At 70.4% G+C, this 20,057-nt stretch carries 14 protein-coding genes; 6 read left to right on the top strand and 8 right to left on the bottom strand.

Annotated elements, in window-relative coordinates; translation table 11 throughout:
* Positions 1–163: 163 nt before the first annotated feature.
* Together dnaJ and hrcA are read right to left on the bottom strand one after the other, a co-directional pair.
* A complete protein-coding gene (dnaJ, locus tag CP970_RS29115) occupies positions 164–1,300 on the bottom strand; it encodes a molecular chaperone DnaJ (RefSeq protein ID WP_055550014.1) in 1,137 nt (378 codons plus the stop codon).
* Positions 1,301–2,317, bottom strand: a complete 1,017-nt coding sequence (gene hrcA / locus CP970_RS29110) for a heat-inducible transcriptional repressor HrcA (protein ID WP_055550016.1) — start codon at positions 2,315–2,317, stop codon at positions 1,301–1,303.
* A gap of 201 nt (positions 2,318–2,518) precedes the next feature.
* On the opposite strand from hrcA, the gene CP970_RS29105 reads away from it, so the two are divergent.
* Positions 2,519–3,262, top strand: a complete 744-nt coding sequence (locus CP970_RS29105) for an MBL fold metallo-hydrolase (RefSeq protein ID WP_398655957.1) — start codon at positions 2,519–2,521, stop codon at positions 3,260–3,262.
* Positions 3,263–3,297: 35 nt separating this feature from the next.
* Positions 3,298–4,119, top strand: coding sequence for a DUF3097 domain-containing protein (locus CP970_RS29100; protein ID WP_055550018.1), 822 nt, complete (start codon positions 3,298–3,300; stop codon positions 4,117–4,119).
* Between the two features lie 639 nt (positions 4,120–4,758).
* Here the strand turns inward: CP970_RS29100 and hemW are convergent.
* Positions 4,759–5,991: a radical SAM family heme chaperone HemW gene (gene hemW / locus CP970_RS29095; protein ID WP_191094965.1), complete on the bottom strand. Its 1,233-nt coding sequence runs from the start codon at positions 5,989–5,991 to the stop codon at positions 4,759–4,761.
* A gap of 50 nt (positions 5,992–6,041) precedes the next feature.
* Positions 6,042–7,943: a SpoIIE family protein phosphatase gene (locus CP970_RS29090; RefSeq protein ID WP_055544874.1), complete on the bottom strand. Its 1,902-nt coding sequence runs from the start codon at positions 7,941–7,943 to the stop codon at positions 6,042–6,044.
* Between the two features lie 315 nt (positions 7,944–8,258).
* Here CP970_RS29090 and CP970_RS29085 point away from each other — a divergent pair, with 315 nt between their 5' ends.
* Together CP970_RS29085 and CP970_RS29080 are read left to right on the top strand one after the other, a co-directional pair.
* On the top strand, positions 8,259–12,353 hold the full coding sequence (locus tag CP970_RS29085) for a HAMP domain-containing protein (RefSeq protein WP_055544876.1): 4,095 nt from the start codon (positions 8,259–8,261) through the stop codon (positions 12,351–12,353).
* A gap of 12 nt (positions 12,354–12,365) precedes the next feature.
* On the top strand, positions 12,366–12,950 hold the full coding sequence (locus CP970_RS29080) for a response regulator (protein WP_055544873.1): 585 nt from the start codon (positions 12,366–12,368) through the stop codon (positions 12,948–12,950).
* A 40-nt stretch (positions 12,951–12,990) separates the two neighbouring features.
* Here the strand turns inward: CP970_RS29080 and CP970_RS29075 are convergent, their stop codons facing one another.
* Both CP970_RS29075 and lepA read right to left on the bottom strand, forming a co-directional pair.
* Positions 12,991–14,880 (bottom strand): AMP-dependent synthetase/ligase, encoded by a 1,890-nt coding sequence (locus CP970_RS29075; RefSeq protein WP_055544872.1) that lies wholly within the window; start codon positions 14,878–14,880, stop codon positions 12,991–12,993.
* A gap of 225 nt (positions 14,881–15,105) precedes the next feature.
* The gene (lepA, locus tag CP970_RS29070; RefSeq protein ID WP_055544871.1) at positions 15,106–16,977 is read right to left on the bottom strand and encodes a translation elongation factor 4; all 1,872 of its coding nucleotides are present in this window, start codon (positions 16,975–16,977) and stop codon (positions 15,106–15,108) included.
* A gap of 248 nt (positions 16,978–17,225) precedes the next feature.
* Here lepA and rpsT point away from each other — a divergent pair, with 248 nt between their 5' ends.
* The gene (gene rpsT / locus CP970_RS29065; RefSeq protein WP_055544870.1) at positions 17,226–17,486 is read left to right on the top strand and encodes a 30S ribosomal protein S20; all 261 of its coding nucleotides are present in this window, start codon (positions 17,226–17,228) and stop codon (positions 17,484–17,486) included.
* 245 nt (positions 17,487–17,731) lie between these two features.
* Here rpsT and holA read toward each other — a convergent pair whose 3' ends face one another.
* On the bottom strand, positions 17,732–18,715 hold the full coding sequence (gene holA / locus CP970_RS29060; protein WP_055544869.1) for a DNA polymerase III subunit delta: 984 nt from the start codon (positions 18,713–18,715) through the stop codon (positions 17,732–17,734).
* Between the two features lie 84 nt (positions 18,716–18,799).
* Between holA and CP970_RS29055 the strand changes: the two genes are divergently transcribed.
* Positions 18,800–19,045, top strand: a complete 246-nt coding sequence (locus tag CP970_RS29055; RefSeq protein WP_055544868.1) for a hypothetical protein — start codon at positions 18,800–18,802, stop codon at positions 19,043–19,045.
* Positions 19,046–19,094: 49 nt separating this feature from the next.
* On the opposite strand, the gene CP970_RS29050 is transcribed toward CP970_RS29055, so the two are convergent.
* Positions 19,095–19,976, bottom strand: coding sequence for a YceI family protein (locus tag CP970_RS29050; RefSeq protein WP_055544867.1), 882 nt, complete (start codon positions 19,974–19,976; stop codon positions 19,095–19,097).
* Between the last annotated feature and the right edge of the window lie 81 nt (positions 19,977–20,057).

Below are 20,057 nucleotides of genomic sequence, written 5' to 3'. Positions count from 1 at the left end.
GCGCATCGTGCTTCGTAAGGGGCGCGGGGGGCTGGGCGCATCGTGCCCCGTAAGGGGCGCGGGGAACTGCGCGAGCAACCCCCACGACCCGCGGGAGGAGAACGCCGAAGCCCCCCGGCACGGGATGAACCGTCTCCGAGGGGCCAACGCACGGCTCAAGGCGCTACCGCCCGTTAAACGCATCCTTGAGGCGAGAGAAAAGCCCCTGCTGCCCCGGCTGGAACTGCCCCGTGGGCCGCTCCTCCCCACGCAGCTGCGAAAGCTCCCGCAGCACCCGCTCCTGCTCGGGATCGAGCTTCGTCGGCGTCAGGACCTCCACGTGCACGATGAGGTCACCACGCCCCCCACCCCGCAGATGCGTTACGCCACGGCCGTGCAGCGGAACCGACTGCCCCGACTGCGTGCCGGGCCTGATGTCGATCTCCTCCAGGCCGTCCAGCGTCTCCAGCGGCACCTTCGTGCCCAGCGCCGCGGCCGTCATCGGGATGGTGACGGTGCAGTGCAGATCGTCCCCGCGCCGCTGGAAGACGGCGTGCGGCAGCTCGTGGATCTCGACGTAGAGGTCACCGGCGGGGCCACCGCCGGGGCCGACCTCGCCCTCGCCCGCGAGCTGGATCCGGGTGCCGTTGTCGACACCCGCGGGGATCTTCACGGTCAGCGTCCGCCGCGACCGGATGCGGCCGTCGCCGGCGCACTCCGGGCAGGGCGTGGGTACGACCGTGCCGAAGCCCTGACACTGCGGGCACGGCCGCGACGTCATGACCTGCCCGAGGAAGGACCGCGTGACCTGCGACACCTCGCCGCGACCGCGGCACATGTCACAGGTCTGCGCGGAGGTACCGGGAGCGGCACCTTCCCCACTGCAGGTCGTACAGACCACGGCCGTGTCGACCTGGATGTCCTTGGTGGTGCCGAAGGCGGCCTCGTTGAGGTCGATCTCCAGACGGATCATGGCGTCCTGGCCGCGGCGCGTGCGCGACCGGGGGCCACGCTGCGACGCCGTACCGAAGAACGCGTCCATGATGTCCGAGAAGTTGCCGAAGCCACCGGCCCCGAAACCGCCCGCACCGCCGCCGCCCGCCTGGGACAGCGGGTCACCGCCGAGGTCGTAGACCTGCTTCTTCTGCGGGTCCGACAACACCTCGTACGCGGCGTTGATCTCCTTGAAGCGCTCTTGAGTCTTCGGATCCGGATTCACATCCGGGTGAAGCTCTCGCGCCAGCCTCCGGAAGGCCTTCTTGATCTCGTCCTGGGAAGCGTCGCGGCGCACGCCGAGTACGGCGTAGTAGTCCGTGGCCACTTACGACTCCGCCAGGATCTGTCCGACGTAACGTGCCACTGCGCGTACTGCTCCCATCGTTCCCGGATAGTCCATGCGGGTCGGTCCGACCACGCCGAGTTTGGCTACTGCCTCGCTGCCCGAACCGTAGCCGACCGAGACCACGGACGTGGAGCTGAGGCCCTCATGGGCGTTCTCATGACCGATCCGTACGGCCATGCCCGAATCCTGCACCTCACCAAGCAACTTGAGGAGCACGACCTGCTCCTCCAGGGCCTCGAGGACGGGCCGGATGGTGAGGGGAAAATCATGTCCGAAGCGGGTGAGATTGGCGGTTCCGCCGATCATCAGCCGCTCCTCGGTCTCCTCCACGAGTGTTTCGAGGAGGGTGGACAGGACGGTCGCGACGGTGCCGCGGTCCTCGGCCTCGAAGGCCTCGGGCAGGTCCTGCACCAGCTGCGGCACGTCCGCGAAGCGGCGTCCCGCGACCCTGCTGTTGAGCCTGGCCCGCAGATCGGCGAGCGAGGTCTCGCCGAACGGCGCCGGGCAGTCGATCATGCGCTGCTCGACCCGGCCCGTGTCCGTGATCAGTACGAGCATCAGCCGGGCGGGAGCCAGCGAGAGCAGCTCCACGTGCCGCACCGTCGACCGCGTGAGCGACGGGTACTGCACGACCGCGACCTGCCGGGTCAGCTGCGCGAGCAGCCGCACCGTGCGCCCCACGACGTCGTCGAGGTCGACGGCGCCGTCGAGGAAGTTCTGGATGGCCCTGCGCTCCGGCGCGGTCATCGGCTTGACGCCCGCGAGCTTGTCGACGAAGAGGCGGTAGCCCTTGTCCGTCGGGATGCGCCCCGCGCTGGTGTGCGGCTGGGCGATGAACCCCTCCTCCTCCAGCGCGGCCATGTCGTTGCGGACCGTCGCCGGGGAGACCCCGAGACTGTGCCGCTCCGTCAGCGCCTTGGAACCGACCGGCTCCTCGGTGCCTACGTAGTCGTGGACGATGGCGCGGAGCACCTCGAGCCTGCGTTCACTGAGCATCGCGCACACCTCCAGCTGTCATACGTCGCGTCGAGCCCCGCCGAGCCCCCTTGCCTGGCACTCACCACGGGCGAGTGCCAGCTACCAAAGGGTCAGTGTACGGCCGTGAGGTACGGCCCCGGCAAGGGCGGACCCGCCGAAGTCACGCACGCGTGTCGGGCAGCGGCTGCCGAACACGGCCCGTACGGATAGCGTCACCGTATGGACGTGGCGCTGGCATGGGAAGCGGCGGGCTGGGAACGACTCGCACCGCGTGTGGGGCGGTGCCGCCTGCCGGTCTGGGACTGCACGGCGGGCCTCGTCGTCGGCGACGACGCGGCCCTCATGATCGAGGCGGGGGCGACCCTGGCCGAGGGCGCGGCACTGCGGACCCGCGCCAGGGAGATCATCGGCGGCGGGCGACGGGTCACGCACCTCGTGTTGACGCACCCGCACTTCGACCACGTTCTGGGGGCCGCGGCCTTCGCGGGCGTGGAGGTGTACGGGGCGGTGGGCATCGACACGGTCTTCGAAAGAGGCCGCGACGAACTGCGCGCCGACGCGGTGCGCCAGGGCGTGAGCCCGGACGCGGCGGCCGAGGCGGCCGATCTCCTCGTCCACCCGCGCCACCTGGTGTGCGGGGAGTGGACGCTCGACCTCGGCGGCGGGGTGCGGGTGCTGCTCGCCAACGTCGGCCCCGGCCATACCGGGCACGACCTCGCGGTGCTTGTCACGGGGGCCGACGGGGGCCGCGAGATCGTGTTCTGCGGCGATCTGGTCGAGGAGTCGGGCGAACCGCAGGCAGGACCCGACGCCGTACCGGAGCAGTGGCCCGCGGCGCTCGACCGGCTCCTGGAGCTGGGCGGTGAGGACGCGCTCTACGTGCCGGGGCACGGTGCGGTGGTGGATGCGGCTTTTGTCCGTGCGCAGCGCGCCACACTGGCGGGCCGCTTCGGCGTGTCGTAGCGGAGGTCCTTGCCACTCTTCCTATCGTCGGCAGAATGCGCCAGTACTCCGCCGATCTCACACCCCCTTGGAAGAAGCCGAAGCCCGTGCCCGAGGTGGCGGCGGACGCCGGCCTCGTCGTCGAGGAGCTGAGCACCGGATTCTGCGGCGCGGTGATCCGCTGCGAGAAGACCGCGCAGGGGCCGACGGTGACGCTGGAGGACCGCTTCGGCAAGCACCGCGTCTTCCCGATGGAGCCCCGCGGCTTCCTCCTCGAAGGCCGCACGGTCACACTGGTCCGCCCCGCCACGGGCGCGGCCGCTCCTCCCGTACGCCCCTCACGCACCGCCTCCGGCTCGGTGGCGGTACCCGGGGCGCGGGCCAGGGTCGCCCGCGCCGGACGCATCTACGTAGAGGGCCGCCACGACGCCGAACTCGTCGAACGCGTCTGGGGCGACGACCTGCGCATCGAGGGCGTCGTCGTCGAGTACCTGGAGGGCATCGACGACCTGCCCGCGATCGTCGCGGAGTTCCGGCCGGGCCCCGACGCCCGCCTGGGCGTCCTCGTCGACCACCTGGTCCCCGGCTCCAAGGAGTCCCGCATCGCGGCGGAGATCTCCACGTCGGACGCGCTGGTGGTGGGCCACCCCTACATCGACGTGTGGGAGGCGGTGAAGCCCTCCTCGGTCGGCATCGCGGCGTGGCCCCGGGTGCCGAGGGGGCAGGACTGGAAGACGGGCGTCTGCCGGGCCCTCGGCTGGCCGGAGAACACGGGGGCGGCCTGGCAACGGATCCTGGGCTCGGTGCGCAGCTACCGGGATCTCGAGCCGGAACTCCTTGGCAGGGTGGAAGAGCTGATCGACTTCGTCACGGAGTAACTGGCCCCTGGGCCTTGACCGGCGCCCCTCCGCAGGGGAAGCGCCCCTGCGGGAGCAACCCCACCCGGGGCGGGCCGGACCCGTCCCAACAGGACCAACCCCGCCGCTCCGCGACGGCCACACCCACCCGTACCTCGGCACCGAGCCACCCCGGCAGAGAACCCTCCGCCGCTCCGCGGCAGACACCCCCACCCGCCCACCCGTACCTCCGCGCCGGACCACCCCAGTAGGACCACCCCCGCCGCTCCGCGGCGACCACGCCCACCCGCCCACCCGTGGCTCCGCACCGAACCGCCCCAGCAAAACACTCGCCGCTGCCGCCGACGGCGCCCCGCCCCCACAAGAAACTCCCACCCGACGGGTGACAGCACGGGTGGAGCGGGCGGGTACAAGGACCGCCCGAAGGGCGGAACAAGGCAGGCGCCAAGCCGACACGAACGCCACCGGGGGCACAAGCCCCAACGCCCACGAGCCGCTGCCGCCAACGGCGCCCCACCCCCACAAGAGACACCCACCCGACGGGTGACAGCACGGGTGGAGCGGGCGGGTACAAGGACCGCCCGAAGGGCGGAATGGGGCAGGTGCCGAGCCGACACGGACGTCACCGGTAGCACCAGCCCCGGCGCCCGCCCGCCCGCCTCAGTCGACCAGCCCCCGAACCACCCCATCCGCCAACAACCGCCCCCGCAGGGTCAGCACCGCACGCCCCTCCCCGAAGGGCCCCTCCTCAAGCAGCCCGTCGGCCAGCGCACGCCCCGCCGCGGCGAGACCGGCCGGGCGGAGGAGATCCAGCGGGCAACCGTCACGGAGGCGGAGTTCGAGGAGGATCCGCTCGACCCGCCGGTCCTCGTCCGCGAGGACCTCACGCCCGGCCCCGGGCGACCGCCCCTGCGCCAGCGCCCCCGCGTACGCCCCGGGATGCTTGACGTTCCACCACCGCACCCCGCCCACGTGGCTGTGGGCCCCTGGCCCGGCCCCCCACCAGTCGGCCCCGCGCCAGTACAGCTCGTTGTGCAGGCAGCGCCCCGCCTCCGAGGTGGCCCAGTTGGACACCTCGTACCAGTCGAAGCCCGCACCCCCCAGCACCTCATCGGCGATGAGGTACCGGTCCGCGTGGACGTCGTCGTCCGTCATCGGCACCTCCCCGCGCCGGATCCGCCGCGCGAGCTGCGTGCCCTCCTCGACGATCAGCGCGTAGGCGCTCACATGATCCGGACCGGCCCCGAGCGCGGCCTCCAGCGAGGCGCGCCAGTCGTCGTCGCTCTCCCCCGGGGTGCCGTAGATCAGGTCCAGGTTCACGTGCTCGAACCCCGCCGCCCGCGCCTCGGCGACGCACGCCTCGGGCCGCCCCGGCGTATGCGTGCGGTCGAGCACCTTCAGGACGTGCTGCCTGGCGCTCTGCATGCCGAAGGAGATCCGGTTGAAGCCACCGGCCCGCAGCTCACTCAGGTACGCGGGGTCGACCGATTCCGGATTCGCCTCGGTGGTGATCTCCGCGTCGTCCGCGAGCCCGAACTCATCGCGTACGGCCCCCAGCATGCGCACCAGGTCGGCGGCCGCGAGCAGCGTGGGCGTACCGCCGCCGACGAAGACGGTCCGCACCGGGCGGGGGTCGTCGCCGAGGACCTTCCTGGCCAGGCGTACCTCGTCGATCAGGGTGTCGGCGTAGTTGTCGCGCGAGGCGAGCACGCCGCCGGAGCCGCGCAGCTCGGTCGCCGTATAGGTGTTGAAGTCGCAGTAGCCGCAGCGCGTGGCGCAGTACGGGACGTGGAGGTAGAAGCCGAGCGGGCGCGCGGCCGCGCCGTCCAGGGCGGACGCGGGCAGCGCACCGTCCTCGGGCATGGGCTCACCATCGGGCAGTGCGGAAGGCATACCTTCCATTGTCCCGCACCGGTGAACCCCCCACCGGCCGACACCTCACCTCACCGCGCCTGCAGCACCAGCAACGCCATGTCGTCGTCCGGCGGCCGCTCCGAGAACTCGTGCACGAGCCGCCTGATCCGCTCCGCCACCAGGCCCGCGTCGAGCCCCGCGCACCCGGCGAGCGCCTTGGCGAGCCCGTCGCCGTCGTCGAACTGGAGCCGTCCCTGGCGGCGCTCGGTCACGCCGTCGGTGACGCACAGGAGCGTGTCGCCGGTCCGCAGCTCGAAGGTCTCACTCGTGTACGTCACGTCGTCGACGACGCCGAGCAGCATCTGCGGACTGGCCGCGGGCCGCACCTCGCCCTCGGGCGTGAGCAGCAGCGGCAGGGGGTGCCCGGCGCACGCCACGGTGCAGCGGACACCGCCCTCGAACGGGACCAGCTCTCCGTAGAGGAGCGAGAGGAAGCGCGAGGTGGGCCCCTCGGGCGGCACGCCTTGGCCGCCCGCGACCGCGACGACCGCCGCCGCGGCGGCCGCCGCCTCCGCCGCGTCGTCGAGCAGGAGCTGGTTGAGGTGGCCGAGGACTTCGGCGACCTCGTACCGCTCGCGGGCGAGCAGCCGCAGCCAGGGGCGGGCGAGGCCGATGACGACGGCGGCCTCGGGGCCCTTGCCCTGGACGTCGCCGAGCGCGAAGCACCAGCGCCCCTCGCCCGCCTGGAACACGTCGTAGAAGTCGCCGCCGGGGCCGCCCTGGTCCCGTGGCTCGTACACGAGGCCGCTCTGCACGCCCGGGATCTCCGCGATCCGGCTGGGCAGCAGTCCGCGCTGCAGGACCTGGCTGATGGTCGCCTGCCTCTGATAGCGGCGGGCGGCGCTGATGGCGAGGGCGACCCGGCGGCTGAAGTCCTCGATGAGGCCGGTGACCTCGTCGGGGAAGCGCACCAGAGCGGCCCGGCCGATCACCAGCGTGCCGAGCGCCCGGCCGCCCGCGGTGAGGCGGTACGCGAGCGCCGCGCCCGAGCTCTCGCCGGTGAGCGCCTCGCCGGGCCAGGGGACGGGATAGGCGCCGCCCACGGCGAGCGGCAGCTGCGGCGGGTCCTTCTCCAGGACGCGGCGCAGTTCTTCTATGCGGTGCTCGCTGGTGTGCCAGACGCGGGCGAGCCGCTCGCCCGTCCCGCCGCCCACCGCGCCGCGCCCGGGCCCCTCCGACGCGTCGTCGAGCCAGACCGCGCACCAGTCAGCGAGCCGCGGCACGAGCAGCTGTCCGGCGAGGGCCGCCACCAGATCCTCGTCGAACTGCCCGGCCAGCAGGTCGGAGGCCTCGGCGAGGAAGGAGAGCGCGCCGCGGTTGATCCAGTCCGTGTCGTGCGTGGCCCGCTTGGGCAGCGGCGCGAGGATCTCGGTGGCCCGCAGCCCGCGCTGCAGCGCCTGATCGCTCGCGTACGTCTCGAGCTCCTTGCCGGCCTGCACGCCGTCGACGGGCAGCCGGGCCCAGACGGTCTTGGTGCCCGTGCGGTAGGTGATGCCCCAGGAGTCGGAGAGGGTGGCGACGAGGTGCAGGCCGCGGCCGTACTCCGGGGTGCCGGGCGGTGGCGTGCCCTGTTCGCCGCGGACCGCGCGGGAGGGGTGGTGGTCGGCCACCTCGATGACGAGGGTGTCCGTGCTCTCGCCCGCGCCCACCTCGTCGAGCCTGCACAGGAGCTCGACGGCCGTGCCCGCGTGCACGACGGCGTTGGTCACCAACTCGCTGACCAGGAGCACCGCGTCGTCGGCGAGGCGGTCGGTGATGCCCGCTGCGGCGGGCACGCCGAGTTCGGTCCAGTCGGCGAGCGCGGCGCGCACGAACCTGCGCGCGGCCGCGGGCGCCAGGGGGTTTCCGGGCAGCGACGTACGCACCACTGCCGGTGGCCCCGGCAGGGGGCCAGAATGGGCAGAGGCACGGAAAGCGGTCTCCCGTTGCATCGGAATGGACCCCACTGTGCGGCTCCTGAGCAGTTCGGTCGAATACGCCTCAGGCGACACCCACAGAGTGACAGACTGGCCACGCCCATAAGCACCGAGTTACTGAAGTGGGCCACTATGAGTGAGAACAGTGCTACGCCCGCGCTCAGCCGTGGCAAGATTCCGGCCCCCGCGCAGACCAGGTCCTCCGCCGCGGCACCACCCGGTTCCCCAGGCGGCGGCGCCGGGAGCCCCCGCGCCGCCACGGGCCCCGGCGCCATCGCCAGGAGTCCCGTCGTGGCCACCGAGGCGGAGCTGCGCCCGCTGCTCGCCGCCATGCGGGCCGCGCGCGACGGGGACTTCTCCAAAGTGCCCCCCATGGGCGAGGGCACGACGGCCGAGCTCTACGCGACGCTGAACGAGATGCTCGACCGTTCGATCCACTTCGACAACGAACTCGTGCGCATACGCCGGGAGATCATCCGGCACGGCCGCCTGGACGAGCGGTTCTCGCCGAGCCCGGGGCAGGGCAGGTGGGCCGCGCGCGTCCTGGAGATCAACACGCTGCTCGACTCGCTGGTCGCCCCCGCGGCCAACGCCACCCGCGTCCTGAACGCGGTGGCGGGCGGCGACCTCACGCAGCGTGTCGACCTGCACGACGGCACCCGCGAGCTCCGGGGCGATCTGCGCCGTTTGGGCCGCGCCGTCAATACGATGGTCGATCAGCTGTCCCTCTTCACGGGAGAGGTCACCCGCGTCGCGCGCGAGGTGGGCACGGAGGGCCGGCTCGGCGGGCGCGCCAAGGTGCGCGGCCTGTCCGGCAGTTGGCGGGACGTGACCGAGGCGGTCAACACGATGGCGGCGCGGCTCACCGCCCAGGTGCGCGACATCGCCCTGGTGACCACGGCGGTGGCGCAGGGCGACCTGACCCGCACGGTCACCGTGGAGGCGACGGGCGAGCTGCTCGAACTGAAGCTCACCGTGAACACGATGGTGGAGCAGCTCTCCGCGTTCGCCGCCGAGGTGACCCGCGTGGCGCGCGAGGTGGGCACGGAGGGCCAGTTGGGCGGCCGCGCGCAGGCGCGTGGCGTGTCAGGCGTGTGGAAGGACCTCACCGACAACGTCAACTTCATGGCGTCGAACCTCACCTCACAGGTCCGCAACATCGCCCAGGTCACCACCGCCGTCGCCAACGGAGACCTGAGCCAGAAGATCACCGTCGACGCCCGGGGCGAGATCCTGGAGCTGAAGTCGACGGTGAACACGATGGTCGACCAGCTCTCCGCCTTCGCCGACGAGGTCACCCGCGTCGCCCGCGAGGTCGGCACGGAGGGAAACCTGGGCGGGCGCGCTCAGGTCCGTGGCGTGTCGGGCGTGTGGAAGGACCTCACCGACAACGTCAACTTCATGGCCGACAACCTCACCTCACAGGTGCGGAACATCGCGCTGGTGTCGACGGCCGTCGCCCAGGGCGACCTCGGCAAGAAGATCACCGTCGAGGCGAAGGGCGAGATCCTCGAACTGAAGTCGACGATCAATACGATGGTCGACCAGCTCTCCGCCTTCGCCGACGAGGTCACCCGCGTCGCCCGCGAGGTCGGCACGGAAGGAAACCTCGGCGGCCAGGCCCAGGTCCGTGGCGTGTCGGGCGTGTGGAAGGACCTCACCGACAACGTCAACTTCATGGCGTCGAACCTCACCTCACAGGTCCGCAACATCGCCCAGGTCACCACCGCCGTCGCCAACGGCGACCTGTCCAAGATGATCACGGTCACCGCGCGCGGCGAGATCCTGGAGCTCAAGGACACCGTCAATACGATGGTGGAGCAGCTGCGCGCCTTCGCCGACGAGGTGACCCGGGTGGCCCGCGAGGTCGGCACCGACGGCCGCCTCGGCGGCCGCGCGCAGGTCCTCGGCGTATCGGGCGTCTGGAAGGACCTCACCGACAACGTCAACTACATGGCGGACAACCTCACGGGCCAGGTCCGCAACATCGCGCAGGTCGCGACGGCCGTGGCCCAGGGCGACCTCTCCAAGAAGATCGACGTGGACGCGCGCGGCGAGATCCTGGAGCTGAAGACCACCATCAACACCATGGTGGACACGCTGTCCTCGTTCTCCTCCGAGGTCACCCGGGTGGCCCGCGAGGTCGGCTCCGAGGGCCAACTGGGCGGCCAGGCGCGGGTCGAGGGCGTGTACGGCACGTGGAAGCGCCTGACGACGAACGTGAACGAGCTGGCGCTGAACCTGACCACCCAGGTCCGTGCCATCGCCGAGGTCGCGTCCGCCGTCGCCCAGGGCGACATGACCCGCGCCATCACGGTCGAGACGCGCGGCGAGGTCTCCGAGCTCAAGGACAACATCAACCTCATGGTCTCCAACCTCAGGGAGACCACCCGCGCCAAGGACTGGCTGGAGTCCAACCTGGCCCGTCTCGCGGGCCTGATGCAGGGCCACCGCGACCTGATGGAGGTCGCCGACCTGATCCTGCGCGAGCTGACCCCGCTGGTGAACGCGCAGTACGGCGCGTTCTTCCTGGCCGACCCGGAGACGGCGGAGAGCCCGGCGCCCACCCAGGTCACCGCGAAGGGCCTCGCGTTCATCGCCGGGTACGGCTCCGCGCAGAGCGCGGTCGTCGACACGGGCGGCATGCCCGCACAGGGGCTCGTACGGCAGGCGGCGCTGGAGAAGAAGCGCATCCTCGTGGAGGAGGTGCCCCCGGAGTACATCAAGATCCATTCGGGTCTCGGCGACGCCGCCCCCGCCACCGTCGTGATCATCCCGATCCTCTTCGAGGACAAGCTGCTCGGCGTGATCGAGCTGGCCACGTTCTCCCGCTTCTCCGACGTCCACCTGGCGTTCTTCGACCAGTTCGTGAACACCATCGGCGTCGCGATCAACACCATCATCGCCAACTCCCGTACGGAGTCCCTGCTCGGCGAGTCGCAGCGCCTGGCCACCCAGCTCCAGGAGCGCTCGGACGAACTCCAGCGCCAGCAGGCCGAGTTGCGCCGCTCGAACGCCGAACTGGAGGAGAAGGCGGCCCTGCTCGCCACCAGCTCCCAGTACAAGTCGGAGTTCCTCGCGAACATGTCGCACGAGCTGCGCACCCCGCTGAACTCGCTGCTCATCCTGGCCAGGCTGCTCTCCGACAACCCCGACAACCACCTCTCCGACCAGGAGGTGCAGTTCGCGACCACGATCCACCGCTCGGGATCCGACCTCCTCCAGCTCATCAACGACATCCTCGACCTGTCGAAGATCGAGGCGGGCCGGATGGACGTACGCCCCAAGAAGCTCCCGCTCATCAAGGTCCTCGACTACGTCCACGCGACGTTCCGCCCGCTCACTCTCGACCGCGGCCTGGCGTTCGAGGTGTCGGTCGGCGAGGACGTGCCGCGCGAGATGTTCTCCGACGAGCAGCGCCTCCAGCAGATCCTGCGCAACCTCCTGTCGAACGCGGTCAAGTTCACCTCGTCGGGCCGCGTGGAGCTGCGCGTCAGCCGCGTCAAGAACGCCTCGGCCGAGCGGCTCCTGCACGACGACGAAGACCTGCTCTGCTTCGCCGTCAGGGACACCGGCATCGGCATCCCCGCCGAGCAGCTCCCGGTCATCTTCGAGGCGTTCCAGCAGGCGGACGGCACCACCAACCGCAAGTACGGCGGCACGGGGCTCGGCCTCTCCATCAGCCGGGAGATCGCGGGGCTCCTCGGCGGCCGCATCACCGCCGAGAGCCACCCGGGACAGGGCTCGACCTTCGCGCTGTACGTCCCGGTGGTCCACCCCGGTCACGGCGCGGCCGCCATCGCCTACGCGGCCTCGCGCACCCAGCTCCTGCCCGAACCGCTCGAACCGGCGGCACTGCGCCCGCACACCACCCTGGAGCCCGACGACAGCTGGCCCACCCCGACCAAGCTGGAGGAGTGGAAGGAGGGGCGCGCGGGCCGCATACTGCCGAACCGCAAGGTGCTCATCGTCGACGACGACATCCGCAACGTCTTCGCGCTCACGCACGTGCTCAGCCGGGTCGGCATGCCCGTCCTCTACGCGGAGAACGGGCGCGAGGGCATCGAGACCCTGGAGCGCAATCCCGACGTCGACATCGTCCTGATGGACATCATGATGCCGGAGATGGACGGCTACGAGACCATGGTCGCCATCCGCCGGAGCCCTCGCTGGCGGGGCCTGCCCATCGTCGCCCTCACCGCGAAGGCGATGCCGGGGGACCGCGAGAAGGCCATCTCCCAAGGCGCCACCGACTACGTACCCAAACCCGTGGATGTGGATCAACTGCTCGGCGTCATCTGCGCCCTCCTGGACCCCGAGGGCGCTGGCGGCACCGAACAGGCCACCTCCCCCGATTCAGAGTCCGTCGCTCCGGAACAGCCGGCCACTCCGGGGGAGAGCGCTGTTCCGCCGACAACTGAGTGAGGCACCGTCACCATGAGCGCAGAGGCCATGACCGACAACCGCGCGAGCATCCTCCTTGTCGACGACATGGAGGACAACCTGATGGCATTGGAAGCCGTCCTCGGGTCCCTGAACGAGCCGCTGGTCCGCGCCCGTTCGGGCGAGGAGGCGATGAAGGCGATTCTGCGGCAACGATTCGCCGTGATCCTTCTCGACGTCCGGATGCCGGGCATGGACGGCTTCGAGACCGCGTCGAACATCAAACGCCTCGACCAGACCAAGGACGTGCCCATCATCTTCCTGACGGGCACCGACAACGACGCGGGCTTCGCCTTCCGCGGCTACGCGACCGGCGCCGCGGACTACCTCACCAAGCCGTTCGACCCCTGGGTGCTGCGCGCCAAGGTCACCGTGTTCCTCGAACTGCACCGCAAGAACCGGCAGTTGGAGCGGATACTGGCCCGCGAGCAGCGCCAGTTCGACGAGCTGGCGGCGCGCCTCTCCGCGATCGAGACCCACATGGCGGCAAGCAGCCTCAAGGACGTCCTCGAACTGCGCCGCCACGTCACCCACATGGAGGAACTGGTACAGGAAATGCGCCGCGGGCGGGTCGTCTGAACCATCCGACGCCTCGCCCGCCCCGCTCACTTCGCCGGGCTCACGCCTCGCGCGAGCCCGCGTACATCTCCTCGATCAGGTGCTTGTACTCCCGCTCCACCACCGGACGCTTCAGCTTCAGGCTGGGCGTCAACTCGCCGTGCTCGACGTCGAGATCACGCGGCAGGAGCCGGAACTTCTTGATGGTCTGCCAGCGCTGAAGGCCCTCGTTGAGCTCCTTCACATAGCCCTCGATGAGCTCGACCGTGACGGGAGCCGCGCACACATCGGCGTACTCCCTGCCCGACAGGCCGTTCTCCTTGGCCCAGTCGAGGATCGCGGGCTCGTCCAGGGAGATCAGCGCGGTGCAGAAGTTCCGGTCGGCGCCGTGCACCAGGATGTTGGAGACGTACGGACACACGGCCTTGAACTGGCCCTCGACCTCTGCGGGCGCGATGTACTTGCCGCCCGACGTTTTGATGAGGTCCTTCTTGCGGTCGGTGATCCGCAGGTACCCGTCGACGGACAGCTCGCCGATGTCCCCGGTGTGGAACCAGCCGTCGGACTCCAGGACTTCGGCGGTCTTCTCGGGCAGCCCGTGGTAGCCCTCCATGATGCCGGGGCCGCGCAGCAGGATCTCGCCGTCGTCCGCGATGCGCACCTCGGTGCCGGGCAGCGGCTTGCCGACGGTGCCGGTGCGGTACGCCTCCCCGGGGTTCACGAAGGAGGCCGCGGAGGACTCGGTGAGCCCATAGCCCTCCAGGATGTGAATCCCGGCTCCGGCGAAGAAGTACCCGATGTCGGGCGCGAGAGCGGCGGATCCCGACACCGCGGCCCGCAGCCGCCCGCCGAACGCCTCGCGCAACTTGGAGTAGACGAGCGCGTCGGCGACCTTGTGCTTGGCGCCGAGCCCGAAGGGCACCGACGCGGTGCCGGTCCTGCGGAAGTTGTCCTGGCTGGCCTTGGCGTACTCGCGGGCGACGTCCGCGGCCCACTGGAAGATCTTGTACTTGGCCCCGCCACCGGCCCGCGCCTTGGCCGCGACGCCGTTGTAGACCTTCTCGAAGATGCGGGGCACCGCGGCCATGTACGTCGGCTGGACCACCGGAAGGTTCTCGATGATCTTGTCCACGCGGCCGTCGACGGCGGTGACGTGCCCGAGGTCGATGTGCGCGGAGGTCAGCACCTTGCCGAAGACGTGCGCGAGCGGCAGCCACAGGTACTGCACGTCGTCGGGGCCGAGCAGCCCGGTCGCCACGATGGCCTTCGCCATGTACGACCAGTTGTCGTGCGGCAGCCGCACGCCCTTGGGCTTGCCGGTGGTGCCCGAGGTGTAGATCAGCGTGGCGAGCTGGTCGGCGGCGATCGCCGCGACCCGCTCCTTGACGAGGTCCTCGTTCTGTTCGAGGAGCGCGGCGCCGCGCAGTTCGAGCTCGGCGAGCGTGAGCACCCAGCCCTCAGGGTCGCTCTCGTCCTTGGTGACGCCCTCGGAGTCGAACACCACGACGTGCCGCAGCTCCGGCAGCTCGGCCCGCTTCTCGCGCGCCTTGGCGAGCTGTGTCGCGTCCTCGGCCATGAGCACGCGGCTCTCGGAGTCGGCCAGGATGTAGGCGGACTCCTCGGCGTTGGTCTGCGGGTAGACGGTGGTGGTGGCCGCGCCCGCGCACATGATGCCGAGGTCGGCGAGGATCCACTCGATCCGGGTCGCGGAGGCGAGGGCCACGCGGTCCTCGGGGTTCAGGCCGAGGTCGATCAGGCCCGCGGCGATCGCGTGGACACGGCTGGCGGTCCCCGCCCAGCTCAGCGACTTCCACTCGTCGGGACCCGCGCCGGACGCCGCTGGCACCGGGTAGCGGTAGGCCTCGGCATCCGGTGTGGCCGCCACGCGCTCCAGGAAGAGATGCGCCACGGAGGGCGGACGGTTCTCGATCAAGGTCTGTGTGTCGCTCACGACATCCTCCGGGCCCACGGCAGTGCGGCGAACTGGCTGGCGGCTGCTTCTTACGTCCCTGTCGGCTACTTGTTTAACTTGCGAGTAACCTACGAGCAGTGATCAGAGTAGAGCGCCGACGCCCGGTGCGTAAGGGGCTTCTGCCTGTCACTTTCTCCGGACTACCCGTACGGGAAAGGCCCGCGGCGCCGAAGCGCCGCGGGCCCGTTCCAGCGTGCTGTGTGGTTACTTCTTCGCCTTGCCTGGACCGCTGTCGTCGCTGGAGAGCACCGCGATGAAGGCTTCCTGCGGCACCTCGACGTTGCCGACCATCTTCATGCGCTTCTTGCCCTCCTTCTGCTTCTCGAGCAGCTTGCGCTTGCGCGAGATGTCACCGCCGTAGCACTTGGCGAGGACGTCCTTGCGGATGGCGCGGATGGTCTCGCGGGCGATGACCCGGGAACCGATCGCGGCCTGCACGGGCACCTCGAAGGCCTGCCGCGGGATCAGCTCGCGCAGCTTGGCCACGAGCCGCACGCCGTACGCGTACGCCGCGTCCTTGTGCGTGACCGCGGAGAACGCGTCGACCTTGTCGCCGTGCAGCAGGATGTCGACCTTGACGAGCTGCGCCGCCTGCTCGCCCGTGGGCTCGTAGTCCAGCGAGGCGTAACCGCGGGTCTTGGACTTCAGCTGGTCGAAGAAGTCGAAGACGATCTCGGCGAGGGGCAGCGTGTAGCGGATCTCGACGCGGTCCTCGGAGAGGTAGTCCATGCCGAGCATCACACCGCGCCGGTTCTGGCAGAGCTCCATGATCGAGCCGATGAACTCGCTCGGCGCGAGGATCGTGGCGCGCACGACGGGCTCGTGGACCTCGTCGATCTTGCCCTCGGGGAACTCGCTCGGGTTGGTGACGATGTGCTCGGTGCCGTCCTCCATGATCACGCGGTAGACCACGTTGGGGGCGGTGGCGATCAGGTCGAGTCCGAACTCGCGCTCCAGGCGCTCACGGATCACGTCGAGGTGCAGCAGGCCGAGGAAGCCGACGCGGAAGCCGAAGCCGAGCGCCGCGGACGTCTCGGGCTCGTAGACCAGCGCGGCGTCGTTGAGCTGCAGCTTGTCGAGGGCCTCGCGCAGGTCCGGGTACTCCGAGCCGTCCAGCGGGTACAGGCCCGAGAACACCATCGGCTTCGGGTCCTTGTAGCCGCCGAGGGCCTCGGTCGCGCCCTTGTGCAGGGAGGTGATCGTGTCACCGACCTTGGACTGCCGGACGTCCTTCACGCCGGTGATGATGTAGCCCACCTCACCGACGCCGATGCCGTCGGCCGGGGTCATCTCCGGCGAGGAGACACCGATCTCCAGGAGCTCGTGCGTGGCGCCGGTGGACATCATCCGGATCCGCTCGCGCTTGTTGAGCTGGCCGTCGACCACTCGTACGTACGTCACGACGCCGCGGTAGGAGTCATAGACCGAGTCGAAGATCATCGCGCGCGCCGGGGCGTCGGCGACGCCGACCGGGGGCGGGATCTCGGCGACGACCTTGTCGAGGAGCGCCTCGACGCCCATGCCGGTCTTCGCGGAGACCTTCAGGACGTCCTCGGGCTCACAGCCGATGAGATTGGCGAGCTCCTCGGAGAACTTCTCCGGCTGGGCGGCGGGCAGGTCGATCTTGTTCAGGACCGGGATGATCTTGAGGTCGTTCTCCATCGCCAGGTAGAGGTTGGCGAGAGTCTGGGCCTCGATGCCCTGGGCCGCGTCGACCAGGAGGACCGTGCCCTCACAGGCCGCGAGCGAACGCGAGACTTCGTACGTGAAGTCCACGTGGCCGGGAGTGTCGATCATGTTCAGGATGTGCGTACTGCCTTGGTCCTGGCCCTCCGTGGGGGCCCAGGGCAGACGCACCGCCTGAGACTTGATCGTGATGCCGCGCTCGCGCTCGATGTCCATCCGGTCGAGGTACTGAGCACGCATCTGCCGCTGCTCCACCACACCGGTGAGCTGGAGCATGCGGTCGGCGAGCGTGGACTTGCCGTGGTCGATGTGCGCGATGATGCAGAAATTGCGGATCAGCGCCGGGTCGGTACGGCTCGGCTCGGGCACATTCTTAGGGGTCGCGGGCACGCAGGGTCCTGTCTCTTGAGGCGCCACTCGCCTCGGGTCGGATCTATACGTAGCCTCCATCGTCCCATGGGCGGGGCACTGCGCTCGGTGTGGGCCGGTGAGAGGGGTGCGGCGCTCGGTTTGGGCGGGCGAGAGGGCGGCTGGTAACGTGGGCAGCTGTGTCTCGTAGCCCTCTCAAGCCTCGAGGCGCGTGTCATAACACTCATCTGCAGTACCTCTGCAGTACCTGAACCTGAAAAGGCTCTTTCGTGGCGAACATCAAGTCCCAGATCAAGCGGATCAAGACCAACGAGAAGGCGCGTCAGCGCAACAAGGCGGTCAAGTCTTCCCTGAAGACCGCGATCCGCAAGGCCCGCGAGGCCGCTGCCGCCGGTGACACCCAGAAGGCCGCCGAGCTCACGCGTGAGGCCACGCGCCAGCTCGACAAGGCCGTCTCCAAGGGCGTCATCCACAAGAACCAGGCCGCCAACAAGAAGTCGGCGCTTGCTTCGAAGGCCGCGTCCCTCTAAGGGCTGAAGCCCTTGCCCCGGTTCGCCGGGGCGTTTGATCAATCCTCCCGCGAGGGTAATTCGAGCCCTCTACCTCGAATCGCGGACAGACCACGCAGTACGCCACGCTGCGACGATGCCCCCGGCCCACTCCGGGGGCATTGCTGTGTCCCCGTAAGGGGCGCGGGGAACCGCACGACCGGCCACGGGCGGCCCGGGGATCCGGAACCGACGGATCCGGACCCGGCGGGTGGATCGGTCCCGTCTCAGCGACGCGACCTCGCCGCACGGGCAATGGCGACGACGGCCTTCTCCAGGGCGTACTCGGGGTCATCGCCGCCCCCCTTGACCCCCGCGTCAGCCGCGGCCACCGCGGTCAGCGCCGCCGCGACCCCGTCCGGAGTCCAGCCCCGCATCTGCTGCCGGACCCGGTCGATCTTCCACGGCGGCATGCCCAGCTCGCGGGCGAGGTCGGCCGGACGCCCGCCCCTCGCGGAGGACAGCTTCCCGATCGCCCGCACGGCCTGCGCCAACGCGCTGGTGATCAGAACGGGGGCGACACCGGTCGACAGCGACCAGCGCAACGCTTCGAGCGCCTCAGCGGCACGGCCCTCGACGGCCCGGTCGGCCACCGTGAAGCTGGAGGCCTCCGCCCGGCCCGTGTAGTACCGGCCGACGATCGCCTCGTCGATCGTGCCCTCGATGTCCGCCGTCAGCTGGGAGACCGCGGAGGCGAGCTCGCGCAGATCGCTGCCGATCGAGTCGACGAGGGCCTGGCACGCCTCGGGGGTGGCCGAGCGGCCCAGGGTGCGGAACTCGCTCCGCACGAACGAGAGCCGGTCCGCGGGCTTGGTCATCTTGGGGCAGGCGACCTCGCGCGCCCCCACCTTGCGCGCGGCGTCGAGCAGGCCCTTGCCCTTGGCGCCGCCCGCGTGCAGCAGGACGAGGGTGATCTCCTCGACGGGCGCACCGAGATACGCCTTCACGTCCTTGATCGTGTCCGCCGACAGGTCCTGCGCGTTCCGCACGACGACGACCTTGCGCTCGGCGAAGAGCGACGGGCTCGTCAGCTCGGCGAGCGTGCCGGGCTGCAGCTGGTCGGGGGTGAGGTCGCGCACGTCCGTGTCCGCGTCGGCGGCGCGGGCGGCCGCGACCACCTGCTGCACGGCGCGGTCGAGGAGCAGGTCCTCCTGCCCCACGGCGAGCGTGAGAGGAGCGAGCGGATCGTCGTTTGCTGTCTTCCTGGCCATCGCGGTCAAGCATCCCACGCGGCACTGACAGCCCGTCCCGTACGGCCTTCGCCCGTGGCCTCCCCGGTAGCGGAGAATGGGCGGGTGAACGACGTACGACATGTCCTGGTGCTGCCCGACCGCGATGCCGCGGAAGACGTGGCCGAAGAGCTCCCCGACCGTTTCGGTGTCACCGAGGAACCCCAGCTCGTGCGCGACGCGCTGGCCGGTGAGGACGACGCCGAGGACGCCCAGTGGCTGGTCGTGGTCGAGGACCCCGATTCCCGCCTGGACCGGGCCGCGCTGGACGAACTGGCGACGGAGTACGAGGGCTGGCTGGAGGCTCCGTAGCACCGGCGGGTCGGCGCCGGTCAGCGCCGGTCCGCCGGGGCGGCGCCGGTCAGCTCTTGGGGATGACCTGGATGTCGAGGTCGATCGTGATGCTGTGCCCCACGGCAGCGATGCCGCGCGCGAGCATCGTCTGCCAGGTGATCGTGAAGTCGTCGCGGTGCAGCTCGGTGGTGGCGCGGCAGGCGACGCGGGTCTCGCCCTCCAGGCCCTGGCCGACCCCGAGGTACTCGGTGTCGAGCGTGACCGTGCGCGTCACTCCGTGCAGCGTCAGGCCGCCCGAGATCGCCCAGCGGCTGCCGCCCTTGTGCACGAAACGGTCGCTGTAGAACTCCATCGTCGGGAAGCGGTCGACATCGAGGAAGTCGCCCGAACGCAGATGGTCGTCGCGCATCTTGACCGCGGTGTCGATGGAGGCCGCGTCGATGACCACGTGCATGGCGGAGTCCTCCATGCGCTCCCCCACGCGGATGGCGCCCGCGAAGCTGTTGAACCTGCCGTGGATGCGGGCCAGGCCGATGTGCCGCGCGGTGAAGGCGACCGAGGAATGCAGGGGGTCGAGATCCCAGTCACCGGGCTCGGGCAGCGCCGGAGGCTGGGCGACCTGGAGCATGACGTCGCCCAGCGAGGCGTGCGCGCCCTCCCCGACCGTGGCACTGGCCCGGTACGGGGTGAACCCCTCCGCCGAGACCGCGAGCCGGTAGTCCCCTGCGGGCACGGTCGTGACGAACGAACCGAACGGGTCCGTGCCACCGGTGACCACCTTGCGCCCCGCGGCATCGCTGACGACCAGCTCGGCGTTCCGCACCGGCTCGTTGACCGGGTCGAGCACCCGGCAGCTGAGCACGCCCGCGCTCGCCGGCACCGGCACCGCCGACAGGGGCCCCGTCCGACCCGCCCTGTTCGTACGGTTTCCCAGCCATCGGCCGAACACCCGCGACACACCCCCGCGCTACTTGACATCACCTGCACACTGCAACGATTAGGCATTCGATCACCGTTGCGGCATTCGATG

It is taken from the genome of Streptomyces kanamyceticus (assembly GCF_008704495.1).
In the GTDB taxonomy this organism is placed as follows: Bacteria; Actinomycetota; Actinomycetes; order Streptomycetales; family Streptomycetaceae; genus Streptomyces; species Streptomyces kanamyceticus.
The sequence above is the reverse complement of the archived record's forward strand: the minus strand, read 5'-3'. Positions and strand labels throughout refer to the sequence as shown.